We start from the raw sequence: 15,362 nt of genomic DNA, 5'->3' as shown, positions 1-15,362 counted from the left end.
CCGGCCGGTCTGCAGACCGATGGGAAGTGGCGTGCGGACCTGCGCTGACGCGAGCCGGCGCGCCGTGTTCGAGAAAGGGGAAGGGTCATGCAGGCAGAGGTTGCACCCGTGCTGGTGGACAGGAGTGGGCGCAGCTACCCGCTCAGCGACCGTCGCTGGCGGGGTGACGACGAGGGTCCTCTGGCCCTGTCCCCGCTGCCCGGCCTCACCCCGGACCGGATCGTGCAGACGGAGCGCTCGCTGTGGCGGTACCAGGCGGTGCTCCCCGTCGATCCTGGGCACCGGGTGTCGCTCGGAGAGGGACTCACGCCGATGGTCCCGCTCAGCTGGGGCGAGCACCGGGTCCACGTCAAGCTCGAGTGGCTCAACCCGACATCCAGCTTCAAGGACCGCGGCGTCTCGATCATGGTGTCGCACCTGCGCTCGCAGGGCGCGGACCGCGTGCTCGAGGACAGCTCGGGCAACGGCGGCGCCGCGGTGGCCGCCTACGCCGCGGCGGCCGGGATCCGCGCTAAGATCATCGTCCCGGCGGCCACGAGCGCTCCGAAGATCCTGCAGGCACGGGCCTTCGGGGCCGAGATCGAGCTCGTCGAAGGCACCCGGGACGAGGTCGGAGCCGAGGCCGTCCGGCAGTCCGAGCAGATCCCGTACGCCAGCCACAACTGGCACCCGATGTTCGTCCAGGGCACCAAGACGATCGCCTACGAGATCTGGGAAGGACTGGGCTTCACCGCGCCGGACAACGTGGTCCTCGTCGCCGGTGCCGGCAGTCAGATCATCGGCTGCGACATCGCCTTCTCCGAGCTGCTCAGGGCCGGGCAGATCGACCGCCTCCCGCGGCTGCTCGTCGGTCAGCCGGAACACTGGGCGACAATCGCGGACGTTTTCAACGGCATCGACCCCGCCAGCCGCGGCCCGCGCGTCGCGACCATCGCTGAGGGGGCCTCCATCGCCACCCCGGTGCGGTTGCCGGAGGCCGTCGAGGCGCTGCGTCGCTGCGGCGGTGCGGCCGTCGCTGTGCCGGAGCAGCAGATCCACGACGCGGTCCGTGCCATCGCGGCCCGGGGCCTGTATGCCGAGCCGACCTGCGCGGTGGCGGTCGCCGCGCTCGACCGCTTCATCGCCGACGGCACCATCACCGGTGGCCAGACGACCGTCGTCGTACTGACCGGCTCGGGGCTGAAGTCCGCCGACAAGATGGCGGCCTTGTTCGCCGGCTCGCCGTCCTGACCGCACGCCGACGACCGCACACCGAGGAGAGCGCCAGCATGACGCAAGACCGGCCGGGCACGAGCGCCGCCGCCGCAGCCGACGGCATCGACCTGCGCGACAGCCCCGGACTGCTCACGCCGCGCGGGCACTGCACGCCCCGCTGTCCGAGCTCGGCAGGCTGCGCGTGGCCCGCTGCGTCGTGCCCGACAAGTGGCCGATGCGCCGGGCCGCCGAGCGCTTCCAGGTCAGCGCGACCACGGCGAAGCGTTGGGCCACCGGTACCGAGCGACGGACCGGCCGCGACAACGGACCGGTCCAGCCGCCCGCACCGTCCGCGGCGATCGCGGGGACTACGGACCTCATCGGATACGCCGCCGTGCTCGTAGGCGTCCCTCCGTGGGCAGCCACGCCCTCAACGCGTCGAGGGCCTCGGTCACGTGCCTGCCGTCGGCCTGGGCCTCACGTAGGACGTCGTCGTCATCCCCCCTCGAATCTCGGCAGCAACGACGAGCCGGAGCATCCGTTCTCCGGCAGATCCGATGCTCCTCGGCAGGCCGTGGCTGTGGGCGGCGCGCGCTGCTTGATCCGGCGGAAAGTCGTATTCGCCTTGCGGTCGGCCGGGGTGGCGCTGTCGGCGCCGAGCGGTGCCCCTCTCCTGCCGCGGCCATCCGGTCGGTGAACAGGGGCTCGACGACGATCTCCGGTGGGCGTCCTCGATGACTCCGATGTCCAGGTCGGCCCGGCGGTCACGCGGCTGCGCCACGCCCTCGGACGTGGCGTCCTGGCCGAGGAAACACAGGCTCACCCCGGGCGCCTCGGCGCGCACCCGAGCCAGCAGCTCGGGCCCGAGCGTGATGGCCACGTCGTCGGCGAGCACGGTGAACACTCGCTGGAGCGCGGCCGGGTCGCCGGGCCGCTGTGTCTCCGCCCCCGGCACTACGGCTGCATGCGCACCGGCAGGGTGGCCAGGCCGTGCATCAGCAGGCCGGGTCGCCAGCGCAGTTCCTGCCACGGCCGGGCGAGCCGGATGTCCGGATAGCGCGCCAGCAGTCGGCCGATCGCGATCTGCCCCTCCAGTCGAGCCAGTGGGGCGCCCAGGCAGAAGTGGATGCCGTGGCCGAAGGAGAGATGACCACTGTCGGCCCGCAGCGGCTCGAATGTGTCAGGGTCGGTGAACCGATCGCCGTCACGGTTGACCGACAGCAGAGAGACCAGCACCTGTTCGCCTGCCGGAATCGTCGTGTCTCCTACCGTGATCGGCTGGGTCGTCACCCGGTAGGTGCTCATGGCGGCCGGGCCGGCCATCCGCAGCACCTCTTCGATCGCGGCTGGCACCAGGCCCGGGTCATCCAGCAGCCGGCGCTTCTGCTCCGGCCACCGGTCCAGCAGGTACACCGCGTTACCGATCAGGTTGACCGTCGTCTCGTGACCGGCGACCAGCAGCAGGACCGACATGGAGATCAACTCGTCCATGTCGAGCCGGTCACCGTCAACCGCCAGCAGCGCGCCGAGCAGGTCGTCGGTCGGCCGAGCCCGCTTACGGGCGAACAACCCGCGCAGGTACGCACTCAGCTCGCGTACGGCCTCGGCCAGGTCCGTACTGCCGAGATCACCGAGGATGATCGTGTTGGACCATCCCCGGAACGATCTGCGCTCCTCGACCGGGATCCCGAGCAGCTCGCAGATCACCTCGAAGGGCAGCGGAAACGCCAGCGCGTCGATGAGATCGACTTCGAGCGCGCCGGTGAGCCCGTCCAGCAGGCGATCGGTGATCTGCTCGATCCGGGGCCGCAGATCCGCGATGCGGCGCGGCGTGAACGCCCCCGAGACCAGTCGACGCAGGCGGGTATGGTCCGGTGGGTCCTGCAGGAGCAGCTGCTTCGACAGTACAGCCTGCAACTCTTGCGGCAGCCCGCCGAGCGGCTGTCGTTTGGACAGCGAAGGATCGGCCAGGATCTGGCGCGCCTCGGCCCAACGGGTCACCAGCCAGAACGAGACGTCGGCCGCCGACACCACCCGGTGCACCGGCCCGGCGTGCCGTAGTTCGGCCAGCGCCGGGTGCGGATCGGCCTGATATTCATCGCTGAACAGAGTCATGACCCGCAACCGTAGTCAGCCAAGCTCCGACGGGCGAGGACCGTACCGGAGCCGGAAATCCATCCTGGAGGCGGGACCGGAATGTTCAGGACTGCGGAGCACCGCCGTTCGACTCCGGAGAAGGCACCGCAGGAACGGCCGACCGGGGGTCGATGCCGGCGAATGCGAGCGCGATGACGAACCCGGCGACCTCTTCCAACTGGCGTGCCCGGTCCAACCCACCGATCACGGCCGGGACACCGCCGATGTCGCGGACCAGAGCGCCGACGACCTCGAGCGCCCGCCGGTCGTCCCCACACATCGCCACCACCGCCGCTGGAGACGACAGGCTGCTCCAATGCGTCGACGGGAACAGATGGAATGCCTTGACCACATGAGCCCCCGGTGCGAGTTCGGCAACCCGATGTGCGGCCGCGCGTCCGGATTCGGTCCGCAGCACGCCGATGCCGTGGTCGACCGCGTTGGTGGGATCGATGAGGGGTTTGCCGGCAAGCGCTCCGGCGGGTGCGCCGACCGCCTGGAGGATGTCGGCGACGCCCTCCCATCGCACGCTCAGCAACACGGCGGCGGCGTGTTCGGCGACCTCGCACAGCGGCCGGGCCCGCACCCCGGATGCTTTCGCCGCCGCCTCCGCCCGTTCGAATGAGCGGCCGCCGATGACGATGTCATGTCCGGTCCGGGCCCAGCCGGTGGCGAGAGCGACGGCGAGGGTCCCGGTGCCGAGAATTCCGATACGCATGACCAAGACCCTAGGAAGCCCGATACGAACCGATCGGGCTGTTACGCACCACGCGGTACGCGTCGGGCCTGTCACGATGGCTGGATGTCTCGTGAGAGCGTCGATGACTGCGTGGGTTTTGTGGCGGACTGCCGAGTACGAATGGCGACCGACCTGTTCTCGCACGTGTGGGATCCGGTGGTGCTGAGTGCTCTCGTTTCCGGTCCGCGACGCCGCCGATCGCTGCGGACGAGTATCGGCGGCATCAGCGACAAGGCCCTCACCGAGGCCCTCCACCGGTTGATCGCCAACGGGCTGATCGCGCGAAGGCCGTTCGCTGAGGCGCCGCCACGAGTCGACTACGCGCTGACCCCCTTGGGCCGGGCCTTCGTCGACGGCCCGATGCGAGCACTCGCTGCATGGGTGACCCGATTCGGCGACGAGCTTGTCGAAACACAGGAGCGCATGCGGAGGGTGCGAACCTGACGCCCGATGTCCCGCCATCGCCAGTGCGGCGGCACGGCCCGGCCTTGTCAAGGGCGTGCGGCGAACGGGCCGCGCGTCCTGAGCGTGGGTGAACTCGCCCGACCGGCGGTCAGGCCGGCTCCCCGGAGGCGAAGAAGCGCAGCGTCATGTCGGTCTTGGTCCGCTGCGGCTCGACCGGTTCGACGCCGTGTGCGGCGAGCACCTCGGTCAGGCGGGCGGCCACCTCCGGCGCCTTGCCGACCGGGCAGCGGGTGGACAGCTCCAGGATCGTCGAGCCGTCCGGGTACGCCCACCGCTCCGCGCACAGCTGCCGGTCGAACCCGGCCGGCTGGAACTTGTACTTGCGCACCTCGACCGGGCCGAAAACGATCAGGTCGTCCAGGGACACGCCGTCCGGCCCGCACGCGGCCAGCAGCCGGCGCTGCGCCGGCACGAGCAGCTTGGCCGGTGCGCGACCCTTGCGGAGCGTGCGGGCGACCGTGCCGCGCCCCAGCCGCACCTTCAACGAGCCGGAACAGACCCGATGCCCGGGCATCGCGTCGATCTCCACCTCCAGCCGGTTCTTGCGGCGCAGCCATTTCGGCACCCGGTGCGACGCCATCGGGCGCAGCTTCACCACGGCGTCGTCGGGGCGGCCGTCCATGTCCCGGATGCGCACGATCAGGCCGTGCCGGGCCAGCGCCCGGTCCGGTGTGTCGAGGAAGTACACCCGGCGGATGCGGGCCGCGTCGTACTCGATGCCCAGCGAGCGGCACTGCCGCTCGGACGAGACGACCTTCAGCTCGACCCGGTCCGCCTCCTCGGTGATCTTCAGGGTACGACCGGAGTGATCCACCGGCGGGGACCAGAACCCCCACTTCGTGGTGGTGCGGACACGCTGCCGGCCGGGCGGGCGCAGCAGGTCGTGCTCCCCGTCGGGGGTGCGGCGATGGCGCCGGCTGCGCGACACCGCCTGCCACGAGACTTCTTCCGCTGCCACCTGATCCGTCTTGCCCACCCCCGCCGGATCCCCCGTTTCACCCGCCGCAATCTCGAACATGCTTGCGAAACCGTACCCGACCTGGGCGGCCCGGACGGGGACGGCGACGTGCCCCGGTGCGTCATGGCACCTCAGGGATGCGCCGGCGCACGTCCGCCACCGTCGCCGCGCCCGGCTGCCAGGGCGCCACCCACGCCGCGTCGGTGTCCGGGTGCACGACGCCGTCCTCCAGGAACGCGTACCGCCCGTCGAGCACCCGCCGCGCCGCCTTCACGTCCAGGGCGTCGGTGTTGTCCCACAGCGTTGCGAACAGCGCCTCGGTCCGCAACCGGGCCTGCCGGCAGAACAGGTCGGCCAGCTCCAGCCCGGCCGGCCGGTGCTCCCGCTCGGCGTGCGCGCGCACGCACGTCGCCGACATCGCGAACAGTTCCGCGCCGATGTCCACGATCCGGCCCAGGAAGCCCTGCTTGCGTTCCAGTCCGCCCTGCCAGCGCGACATCGCGTAGAAGGTGGAGCGGGCCAGTTTGCGCGACGCACGTTCGACGTACCGCAGATGGGCGGCCAGCGGGCCGAACCGGCCGTACTCGGTGGGGTTCTGCCCGCGGCCGACCGCGAGCGCCGGCAGCCACCGCGCGTAGAACTTCCCGGCCCGTGCCCCGGCGCGGGCCTTGCGGGCCAGATCGGCGTCCGGGTCGATGATGTCGCCGGCCACCGACAGGTGCGCGTCGACCGCCTCCCGGGCGATCAGCAGGTGCATGATCTCGGTCGAGCCCTCGAAGATCCGGTTGATCCGCAGGTCGCGCAGGATCTGCTCGGCCTCCGTGGCGCGCTCGCCACGCGCCCGCAGCGACTCCGCGGTCTCGTAGCCGCGCCCGCCGCGGATCTGGATCAGCTCGTCGGCGATCTGCCAGGCCATCTCGCTGGCGAACAGCTTGACCAGGGCGGCCTCGATCCGGATGTCGTTGCGCGCGTCGTCGGCGATCAGGCAGCAGAGGTCGAGCATCGACTCCATCGCGTACGTCGTCGCGGCGATGAAGGCGATCTTCTTGGCCACCGCCTCGTGCGTGCCGACCGGCCGGCCCCACTGGACCCGCTCCGCGGACCACTCGCGGGCGATCGCGAGGGCCCGCTTGCCCGCGCCGACACACATCGCCGGCAGCGACAGCCGACCGGTGTTCAGCGTGGTCAGCGCGATCCGCAGGCCCTTGCCGAGCCCGCCGATCACGTTCTCCGCGGGCACGAACACGTCGTGGAAGCGGGTCACGCTGTTCTCCAGGCCGCGCAGCCCGAGGAACGCGTTGCGGCGCTCGATCGTGATGCCCGGCGAGTCGCCCTCGACGACGAACGCGGTGATGCCCTTCTCCGGGACCCGCGCCATCACCACCAGCAGCGTGGCGACCGTACCGTTGGTCGCCCACAGCTTCACCCCGTTGAGGCGGAAACCGCCGTCGACCGGCTCGGCCGTGGTGCCCAGCCGGGCCGGGTCCGAGCCGACGTCCGGCTCGGTCAGCAGGAAGGCCGACACCTCGCCGGCGGCGAGCCGGGGCAGGAAGGTCTGCTTCTGTACGGCGGATCCGAACAACTTCAGCGGCTGCGGCACGCCGATCGACTGGTGCGCCGACAGCAGCGCGGCGGTGCTCGCGCTGACCGACCCGAGCAGGGTCAGCGCCTTGCAGTAGTGCAGGTTCGACAGGCCCAGCCCGCCGTACTCCTTGTCGATCTTCATGCCGAACGCGCCGAGCCGGGTCAGCTCGTGAAAGACCTCGTCGGGGATGCGGGCCTCCCGCTCGATCCGCGCGCCGTCCAGACCGTCGCGGGCGTACGCGCGCAGCCGGCCGAGGAACTCGTCGGCGTCCGGGCGCTCCGGCGCCTGTGGCCAGGGATCGATCAGCTCCAGCTGGAACCTGCCGAGGAACAGCTCCTTGCCGAAGCTGGGCTTGCGCCACTGCGACTCGCGGGCATCCTCGGCGACCTGGCGGGCCTGCTTCTCCGAGACGTCTGCCGGTTTGCCATGCGTCGTGGTCATCGGTCATCCCCTTTGACGACGGACGTGCCTCGCCGCCACGCTACGCCGGGCCGTCACGCCAGGGGTAGCCCTCCGCAATGATCGACAACAATGGATCGTCCCGCACCGGTCAGCGCGCGCCCAGGTGTGCGGCGACCGCGTCGCGGACCTCGGCGTCGGCCGGCGCGGGGACGCCGCGCTCGTCGGCCAGCCGGGCGAGCGAGGTCATCGCCACATCGTCCAGGCTGCACGCCACGAACCGGTCGAAGACCGCCAGATCCGGATCGACGTTGAGGGCGAACCCGTGCGTGGTGATGCCGCCGCGGATCCGCATCCCGATCGAGGCGATCTTGCGGCCGTCCGGGGTCCACACCCCGACCAGACTCGGCGAGCCGGGCGGGGTGTCGCGCCGCTGTGCGGGGAAGCCGAGCGCGTCCAGGGCGTCGACCAGGCCGCGCTCCAGCCAGCGGACCACGTCGACCGGCCCCCACCGGCGCAGGTCCATCACCAGGTAACCGACGACCTGGCCGGGGCCGTGATAGGTGGCGTTGCCGCCCCGGTCGGCCGGGACGGTGGGGATCGCCGACAGGTCCCGGGGCAGGTCCGTGGGCGGGGTCCGCCGGCCGTAGGTGATCACCGGTGGGTGGCTGAGCAGGAAGAGCCGGTCCGGCGCGGTGCCGGCGGCGCGCTCGGCGGCCCAGCCGGCCATCCGCTCGATCGCCGTGTGGTACTCCACCTGCCCCAGGTCGACGCGCTGAAGACTCCGGAGGGTGTGCGGCATGACGCCATTCTGCTGCAGGCCGCGACCGGCCCGGCCGTGGCGGTCACCTGTCGCCGCCCGGCCCGGCCGCCCGGGCCCCGGCGAGGCGGGCGGCGACGGCGTCCAGCAGCAGGTCCAGGGCGGCCGGGTAGGCGCTGTCGACCATCTCGGTGGCCAGCAGGGGAGCGGCTTCGGCGAGGTGCGGGTGGGTGGCCGCGGGCAGGTGGGCGTAGGTGGAGCGCCACACCTCGTCCTCGGCGCGCAGGGCCGCGTTCGGCAGGGCCAGTGAGGCGGCGTCCAGGGCCGCGAAGGCCAGCGTCTGGTCGATGAAGGCGTGGTACGCCCGGACCGCCTCGGCGACCGGCAGTCCGGCGGTACGCAGCACCCCGAGCACCGCCTCGTCGGCGGCCAGTTCGTTGGCGCGACCGGTGACCCGGCTGGTGGTCAGCACCGCGGCTTGCGGGTGCGACACGTACGCCCCGTGGATGCGCATGCCCAGCGAGCGCAGGTCGGCGCGCCACGCCCCGGTCGGCGCCCAGCCCTGCAGCGCCTGGCCGATCAGGGTGTCGCCGATCGCCAGGGTCAGGTCGTCCATGCCGCGGAAGTACCGGTACAGCGCGCTGGGGTCGCAGTCGAGCGCGAGGCCCAGCCGGCGGGCGCTGAGCCCGGCGCTGCCGTGCTCACGGAGCAGACGTAGCGCGGTCTCGATGATCAGATGTTCGGACAGCACCGTGCCGCTGCGGGTGGGGCGCCGGCGGCGACGTTTCTCCTCGCTGACCACGGCCTTCGGCATCGGGACCCTCCGCCTCTCTTATGCCAACACAGTTGACCTTACGCCAGGCCGCCACGTTTGATCAGTGCGGGGCCCCAAGAGACCTGTTGCGAGACGGAAAGGAATCTCTCCCCATGCGTGTCCTGCTGATCGGCGCAGGCGGTGTCGGCACGGCGATCACCCGGATCGCCGCCCGGCGATCCTTCTTCGACCAGATGGTGGTGGCCGACCACGACCCGGCTCGCGCGCGGTCGGCGGTCTCCACGGTCGGTGACAGCCGGTTCCGGGCCGAGCGGGTCGACGCCTCCGACCCGGTCGCCGTCACCGCGCTGCTGCGCCGGACCGGCTGCGACGTGCTGCTCAACGCCACCGACCCGCGTTTCGTGATGCCGCTGTTCGAGGCGGCGCGGACGGCCGGCGCGACCTATCTGGACATGGCGATGTCACTGTCGCGCCCGCACCCCGAGCTGCCCTACCAGAAGACCGGCGTCAAGCTCGGCGACGCCCAGTTCGAGCAGCACGACGCCTGGGCGCGGGCCGGGGCGCTGGCGCTGGTCGGCATGGGAGTCGAGCCCGGCCTGTCCGATGTGTTCGCCCGGCACGCCGCCGACGAGCTGTTCGACGAGATCGACGAGATCGGGGTGCGCGACGGCGCGAACCTGACCGTCGACGGCTACGAGTTCGCCCCGTCGTTCAACATCTGGACGACCATCGAGGAGTGCCTGAATCCGCCGGTGGTGTGGGAGGCCGGTCGCGGCTGGTTCACCACGGCGCCGTTCAGCGAGCCGGAGGTGTTCGACTTCCCCGAGGGGATCGGGCCGGTCCAGTGCGTCAACGTGGAGCACGAGGAGGTCCTGCTGATCCCCAGGTGGGTGGACGCGCGGCGGGTCACCTTCAAGTACGGCCTGGGCGAGGAGTTCATCCGGACGCTGCGGACCCTGCACCAGATCGGCCTCGATCGTACGGACGGGGTGATCGTCCCCGGGCCGAACGGGCCGGTGACGGTCTCGCCGCGCGACGTGGTCGCGGCCAGCCTGCCCGACCCGGCCTCGCTGGGGGCGCGGATGCGGGGCAGGACGTGCGCCGGCACCTGGGTCCGCGGGACGAAGGGCGGCACGCCACGCGAGGTCTACCTCTACCACGTGGTCGACAACGAGTGGTCGATGGCCGAGTACGGTTGCCAGGCCGTGGTCTGGCAGACCGCGATCAACCCGGTCGTCGCGCTCGAACTGCTGGCCGGCGGCGCGTGGACGGGCGCCGGGGTGCTCGGGCCAGAGGCGTTCCCGGCGCGGCCGTTCCTCGACCTGCTCACCGCGTACGGATCGCCGTGGGGCATCCGCGAGCAGTCGGCCGCGCGTGAGGCGGTTCCCTCCGCCTGACGTGAAAGGCCCCCGGGCGTGCCGGAGAGCCCTTCGCGCGTGCGTCGGTCAGCCGTTGCAGATGCTGGTCATCTCGTCGCGGGGAACGACCTTGACCCGCTTGCGGCCGTGCGGCTCACCCAGCGCGATCTCGTGGGCGTCGAGCTTCTGCCAGCCGGCCCACGTGGTGTACGGCAGCCCGCGCTGCTCCAGGTAGGCGAGCACCTCGGCCGGGTCGTGGGCCGGGGCCTGCTGGAGCTTGTCGGCGTCCGCGAGCAGGCTGGCCACCGTCTCGCCGGCGTCGCCCTTGGTGTGGCCGATCAGGCCGACCGGGCCGCGCTTGATCCAGCCGGTCACGTACATGCCCGGGATGTGCTCGCCGTCGAGGTCCAGGATGCGGCCGGCGTCGTGCGGGATGGTGCCGGTGCGGGTGTCGAACGGCAGGTCGGGCAGCGCGGTGCTGAGGTAGCCGACGGCGCGGTAGACGGCCTGCACGGGCCAGTCGGTGAACTCGCCGGTGCCGCGGACCCAGCCGTCGCCGGTCAGCTCCTGCGTCTCGGTGCGCAGGCCCACCACCCGGCCGTCCTCGCCGAGCACCTCCACCGGCGCCTGCAGGAAGTACAGGTGCAGCCGGCGCGGCCGGTCGCGCGGGTCGCGGACCGCCCAGTTCTGCAGGATGTCGACGCACATCTTGACGTGCCGGGTCTCCCGCATGGCCTGCAGGCTGCCCTCGTCGAACTCGATGCCCTCGGGGTGGACGATCACCTCGACGTTCGGCGAGTGGTCCAGTTCGCGCAGCTCCTGCGGGGTGAACTTGACCTGTGCCGGGCCGCGCCGGGAGAACAGGTGCACGTCGGTGACCGGGCTGGCCTTGAGCGCCTGGTAGACGTTGTCCGGGATCTCGGTGACCAGCAGCTCGTCGGCGGTCTTGGCGAGGATCCGGGCGACGTCGATGGCCACGTTGCCGGCGCCGATGACGGCGACCTCGCGGGCCTCCAGCGGCCAGTCGCGCGGCACGTCCGGGTGGCCGTTGTACCAGGAGGCGAAGTCCGCGGCGCCGAAGCTGCCCTGCAGGTCGATGCCGGGGATGTCGAGCGCCCGGTCCTTCTCCGCGCCGGTGGCGATGATCGTCGCGTCGTAGAAGCGGCTCAGCTCCTCCGGCTTGACGTCGACGCCGTACGCGACGTTGCCGATGAACCGGATCCGCGGGTTGTCCAGGATGCGGAAGAGCGCGGTGACGATCTCCTTGATCCGGGGGTGGTCGGGCGCCACGCCGTAGCGGATCAGGCCGTAGGGGGTGGGCAGCTTGTCGAGGATGTCGACGGTGACGTCCGGGTCGGCTTTGATGAGGTGGTCGGCGGCGTAGATGCCGGCCGGCCCGGCTCCGATGACGGCAACCCTCAGGGGGCGGTCCATGGTCGCGTTCCCTCGCTCGTGTGCGTACAACTTGAGCCCAGCCAAGATCGACCTCCGGGCGAACACGAACTGTAAAACTTCAACCTAGGTTCAGATCAAGTTTCGTCTCGCGGGACGGGTGCGGCGCAACCGAGCCCACCAGAGTCCTTCGGCGCATGTTTGCGCTGGTAGACGGGCCGTCGTGGGTTTGGTAAGGCTCGCCTTACCGCTACGGTGCGTGAGGCGTCTCACGCTTTCCGGCCCCGGAGGTCAGTCCGGGAGGATGGCGACGTCGTTGTAGAACGACTTGATCTTCCGGACCGCGGTCTCGAAACCGTCCAGGTCCATCGGCTTGGTGACGAACGCGTTGGCGTGCCGGGTGTAGCTCGCGGTGATGTCCGGCAGGGCGGTCGACGTGGTGAGCACCACCACCGGGATGCTCTTGAGCGCGTCGTCGCTCTTCACCTCGGCGAGTACCTCGTGCCCGCTCATCCGCGGCATGTTCAGGTCCAGCAGGATCAGGTCCGGCCGGCCCGCCTCGGTGTAGTCGCCGCGGCGGCGCAGGTAGTCCATCGCCTCACTGCCGTCGGCCACCCGGTGCACCGCCGGAGCCGGCGCGGCGGCCAGCAGCGCTTCCTCGATCATCAGCGTGTCCGCGTCGTCGTCGTCGACGATCAGCACGTTCAGTACGCGATCCGAGGTCGCCATGTTTGCCATCCCGCAAATATAGGTGCGGCGGCAGCGTCGGCAAGGCGGCGGGTGAGATCGTGACCTGTCCGGCATCGGCGTGCCGAGCTGCCTGGATCAGGCTCACCGGGGGGCGCGGTGCCGGGTGTCCGGGTGGCTCGGGGTCCTGTCGCCGGGTGCCGGTGCCGGGTGTCCGGGCGGGTCCGGGAGTCGCCACCGGCCCGGCGTCCCGGCCCGGTCCCCGCCGCCGTGGCCGGCGATGCCCCCGGCAGGCCGGTTGTCCACAGCCGGGCGCGACGGGCATGCGGACCGGGCCCGGCGCGCCGTAGCATCGCCCGGTGCGTATTCGACGGGGACTGCTTGCCGGGGTGACGAGCCTGCTCATCGTGGGTTCGCTGGGCGCGTGTGGCGACGACCCCGCACCGGTGGGCGCCGTCGCCCCGACGGCCCGCGCCGTGCCGTCCGCGGCGCCGGCCACGACCTCCGCCGCGCCCTCCCCGGCGGCGACGTCCGCCCCCGCGCGGGCCGCCGCGTCGTCGCCCGGCCGACCGGCGCGGCCCACGACCCTGCCCGCGCCCGGCAACCCGGCCGGCCGGGCGGACGTCCCGGCCGCGGCGCGCCCGGCCGACACCAGCCGGCCGGACCGGACCGTCGGCGACGGCACCCCGGCGAGCTGCACCTCCGCGGCGGTCGTGCGGGCCGTCGCGGCCGGTGGCGTCATCACCTTCGACTGCGGACCCGCGCCGGTCACGATCACGATGACGGCGACCGCGAAGGTCCGCAACGCCAGCGCGGACACCGTCCTCGACGGCGGGCACCGGGTCACGCTCAGCGGCGGCGGCAAGCGCCGGATCCTCTACATGAACACCTGCGACCGGGCCCAGGGCTGGACCACCTCGCACTGCCAGGATCAGGACACGCCCCGCCTGACCATCCAGAACATGGCGTTCACCGGCGGCGACAGCACCGGTGACCGGACCGAGGGTGGCGGCGGGGGCGCGATTTTCGTCCGTGGCGGACACGTCAGGGTGATCGACTCCCGGTTCACCGGCAACCGGTGCGACCGGACCGGGCCCGATCTCGGCGGGGCGGCGCTACGCGTGCTCGACCAGGGCGGCGACACCCCGGTGTATGTCGTGGGCAGCACGTTCACCGGCGGCTCGTGCTCCAACGGCGCCGCGCTGAGCAGCATCGGCGTCTCCTGGACCGTGCTGAACAGCTACTTCGCCGACAACTCGGCGGTGGGCAGGGGTGCGAACCCGGCGCGCGCCGGCACACCCGGCGGGGGCAGCGGCGGCGCCCTCTACCTCGACGGCGACCGGTTCACCCTGACCCTGGACCAGACGATCATCGAGAACAACCGGGCGGCCGAGGGCGGCGGCGCGGTGTTCTTCGTCAGCAACGACCGCACCGGCAGGCTGACCCTGCGCGACTGCAGGCTGCGGCGGAACCCGAGCGCCGGTTTCGGGACCCCCGGCCTGCCCGGCATCTTCTACCTCGGGGCCGGCGCTCCCCGGATCAGCGGCTCCCGGCTCTCCTGAGCGTCGCGCCCGCTGCCCGGTCTGCCCGTGGCCGAGCCGGTGTGCCCCGGTTCCGGTCCCACCGGCCGTCCTGCCGCGCCCGGTGCGATGTCTCCGGGCGGGCCGGCGGCCCGCTGGCGATCGCCCGGGGAGACCCCGGCTCGGGTGACCGCGCAGGGGTGCCGTGCGACGAGCTGGCCGCGGTTCCGGCTCGGGTGGCCGTGGCGAGGTGCCGTGCGACGAGCTGGCCGCGGTTCCGGCTCGGGTGGCCGTGGCGAGGTGCCGTGCGACGGGCTCGTCGCGGTTCCGGCTCGGGTGGCCGTGGCGAGGTGCCGTGCGACGGGCTCGTCGCGGTTCCGGCCCGGGTGGCCGTGGCGAGGTGCACGGACGAACTCGTCGCGGCCCATCGATTTCCTGGCACGCTCACCGGACCCGTCGATAGGTCGCTGGTCGCCGCACCCGGCGCATATTTTCGATCGTCGATGTCCTGGTCGGTCTCGTCCCGGTCCGCCCGAGGGAGCCCGCAGGCCGCCGCGCAGGTGTCGTCAAACAGCTGCGGGCCGCGATCGACGGGGCATGGGGCGCCGGGTCCCGCTGGGCCGGGTCCCGCTGGGCCGGGTCCCGCTGGGCCGGGTCCCGCTGGGCCGGGTCCCGCTGGGCCGGGTCCCGCTGGGCCGGGTCCCGCTGGGCCGGGTCCCGCTGGGCCGGGCCCGGCGACTGCGGTCAGGCCGCGAGCATGGTGGCGGGCGCGATGCGGGCCCACTCGGCGGTGGCCCGGTGCGCGACCCGGAAGACGTCCGACTCGGTGAGCGCCCGGCCGTAGACGTGCTCGTGCGCGTGCTGTTCGGCGGTGATCACCAGGCGCAGCAGGTCGGCGATCGAGCCCGGGTGCTCCCGGCACAGCCGGACGGCGACCGCCAGCTGGCGGTCGCTCACCCTCGCCAGGTACTCCGGCAGGCCGGCCCGCCACGCCGGCGGGTACACCAGGTAGCCGGCGGGCAGGTTGCCCGGTCCGCCCATCACGTCCAGGATCCGCAGCGGGTCCACCTGGGGCGCCGGGGCGTTGACGCCCGCGTAGAACAGGCCGCCGGCGGCCAGGACCACCACCACGAGCACCGCCAGCAGCGGGTTGCCGGTCCCGGCGGCGAGGATCACGCCGAGGACCAGCAGCACGATGCCGCCGCCGAAGACCGCGGTCATGCTGCCGGCCTCCGAGTTGCGTCGGTACGCCTCCTCGACGCACTTGTGGATCAGTCCGTTGAGCACGGAGTCCTGTGGCCGCCAGCCGTCGGCGCGCGCCGGAACACCCCGCGCTGAGTTCTGCGCCATTGCCTTCCCTCCCGTCGAACGCCGCGAACATCGGCGTCCGGCGG

The 15,362-nt window shown here is 72.2% G+C and carries 14 protein-coding genes and 1 pseudogene; 5 read left to right on the top strand and 10 right to left on the bottom strand.

Annotated elements, in window-relative coordinates:
• The first annotated feature begins 87 nt into the window (after positions 1–87).
• Positions 88–1,230, top strand: coding sequence for a pyridoxal-phosphate dependent enzyme (locus ACTEI_RS20360; protein WP_122979099.1), 1,143 nt, complete (start codon positions 88–90; stop codon positions 1,228–1,230).
• A 130-nt stretch (positions 1,231–1,360) separates the two neighbouring features.
• A pseudogene (locus tag ACTEI_RS39405) lies at positions 1,361–1,571 on the top strand (leucine zipper domain-containing protein); the annotation flags it as partial.
• Between the two features lie 74 nt (positions 1,572–1,645).
• Here ACTEI_RS39405 and ACTEI_RS37185 read toward each other — a convergent pair.
• From ACTEI_RS37185 to ACTEI_RS20345, 3 genes are all read right to left on the bottom strand, one after another.
• Positions 1,646–2,098 carry a type 2 periplasmic-binding domain-containing protein gene (locus ACTEI_RS37185; protein ID WP_145831008.1) on the bottom strand — a complete coding sequence of 151 codons (453 nt, stop codon included), beginning with the start codon at positions 2,096–2,098 and terminating at the stop codon, positions 1,646–1,648.
• A gap of 50 nt (positions 2,099–2,148) precedes the next feature.
• On the bottom strand, positions 2,149–3,237 hold the full coding sequence (locus tag ACTEI_RS20350) for a cytochrome P450 family protein (RefSeq protein ID WP_203723691.1): 1,089 nt from the start codon (positions 3,235–3,237) through the stop codon (positions 2,149–2,151).
• Between the two features lie 157 nt (positions 3,238–3,394).
• Positions 3,395–4,048 (bottom strand): NADPH-dependent F420 reductase, encoded by a 654-nt coding sequence (locus ACTEI_RS20345; RefSeq protein ID WP_122979097.1) that lies wholly within the window; start codon positions 4,046–4,048, stop codon positions 3,395–3,397.
• A gap of 84 nt (positions 4,049–4,132) precedes the next feature.
• On the opposite strand from ACTEI_RS20345, the gene ACTEI_RS20340 reads away from it, so the two are divergent.
• Positions 4,133–4,513, top strand: a complete 381-nt coding sequence (locus ACTEI_RS20340) for a winged helix-turn-helix transcriptional regulator (RefSeq protein WP_122979096.1) — start codon at positions 4,133–4,135, stop codon at positions 4,511–4,513.
• Positions 4,514–4,622: 109 nt separating this feature from the next.
• On the opposite strand, the gene ACTEI_RS20335 is transcribed toward ACTEI_RS20340, so the two are convergent.
• The 4 genes from ACTEI_RS20335 to ACTEI_RS20320 all read right to left on the bottom strand — a co-directional run bounded on the left by ACTEI_RS20335 (position 4,623) and on the right by ACTEI_RS20320 (position 9,050).
• On the bottom strand, positions 4,623–5,492 hold the full coding sequence (locus tag ACTEI_RS20335) for a CYTH domain-containing protein (RefSeq protein ID WP_239082450.1): 870 nt from the start codon (positions 5,490–5,492) through the stop codon (positions 4,623–4,625).
• Positions 5,493–5,613: 121 nt separating this feature from the next.
• The gene (locus ACTEI_RS20330) at positions 5,614–7,518 is read right to left on the bottom strand and encodes an acyl-CoA dehydrogenase family protein (protein WP_122979095.1); all 1,905 of its coding nucleotides are present in this window, start codon (positions 7,516–7,518) and stop codon (positions 5,614–5,616) included.
• Positions 7,519–7,627: 109 nt separating this feature from the next.
• Positions 7,628–8,278: a lipoyl(octanoyl) transferase LipB gene (gene lipB / locus ACTEI_RS20325; protein ID WP_122979094.1), complete on the bottom strand. Its 651-nt coding sequence runs from the start codon at positions 8,276–8,278 to the stop codon at positions 7,628–7,630.
• 43 nt (positions 8,279–8,321) lie between these two features.
• Positions 8,322–9,050, bottom strand: a complete 729-nt coding sequence (locus tag ACTEI_RS20320) for a TetR/AcrR family transcriptional regulator (protein ID WP_122979093.1) — start codon at positions 9,048–9,050, stop codon at positions 8,322–8,324.
• 113 nt (positions 9,051–9,163) lie between these two features.
• Between ACTEI_RS20320 and ACTEI_RS20315 the strand changes: the two genes are divergently transcribed.
• Positions 9,164–10,408 carry a saccharopine dehydrogenase family protein gene (locus ACTEI_RS20315; RefSeq protein WP_122979092.1) on the top strand — a complete coding sequence of 415 codons (1,245 nt, stop codon included), beginning with the start codon at positions 9,164–9,166 and terminating at the stop codon, positions 10,406–10,408.
• Between the two features lie 48 nt (positions 10,409–10,456).
• On the opposite strand, the gene ACTEI_RS20310 is transcribed toward ACTEI_RS20315, so the two are convergent.
• Together ACTEI_RS20310 and ACTEI_RS20305 are read right to left on the bottom strand one after the other, a co-directional pair.
• A complete protein-coding gene (locus tag ACTEI_RS20310) occupies positions 10,457–11,803 on the bottom strand; it encodes an FAD-dependent oxidoreductase (RefSeq protein ID WP_187645957.1) in 1,347 nt (448 codons plus the stop codon).
• A 249-nt stretch (positions 11,804–12,052) separates the two neighbouring features.
• A complete protein-coding gene (locus ACTEI_RS20305) occupies positions 12,053–12,490 on the bottom strand; it encodes a response regulator (RefSeq protein ID WP_122982287.1) in 438 nt (145 codons plus the stop codon).
• 317 nt (positions 12,491–12,807) lie between these two features.
• On the opposite strand from ACTEI_RS20305, the gene ACTEI_RS20300 reads away from it, so the two are divergent.
• Positions 12,808–14,010 carry a hypothetical protein gene (locus ACTEI_RS20300; RefSeq protein WP_239082451.1) on the top strand — a complete coding sequence of 401 codons (1,203 nt, stop codon included), beginning with the start codon at positions 12,808–12,810 and terminating at the stop codon, positions 14,008–14,010.
• A gap of 702 nt (positions 14,011–14,712) precedes the next feature.
• Here ACTEI_RS20300 and ACTEI_RS37175 read toward each other — a convergent pair.
• A complete protein-coding gene (locus tag ACTEI_RS37175; RefSeq protein WP_149100714.1) occupies positions 14,713–15,318 on the bottom strand; it encodes a hypothetical protein in 606 nt (201 codons plus the stop codon).
• Positions 15,319–15,362: the final 44 nt, after the last annotated feature.

The organism is Actinoplanes teichomyceticus ATCC 31121, from assembly GCF_003711105.1.
Lineage (GTDB): Bacteria > Actinomycetota > Actinomycetes > Mycobacteriales > Micromonosporaceae > Actinoplanes > Actinoplanes teichomyceticus.
Note: the sequence above shows the minus strand (reverse complement) of the source record. Positions and strands in the feature narration are given on the sequence as shown.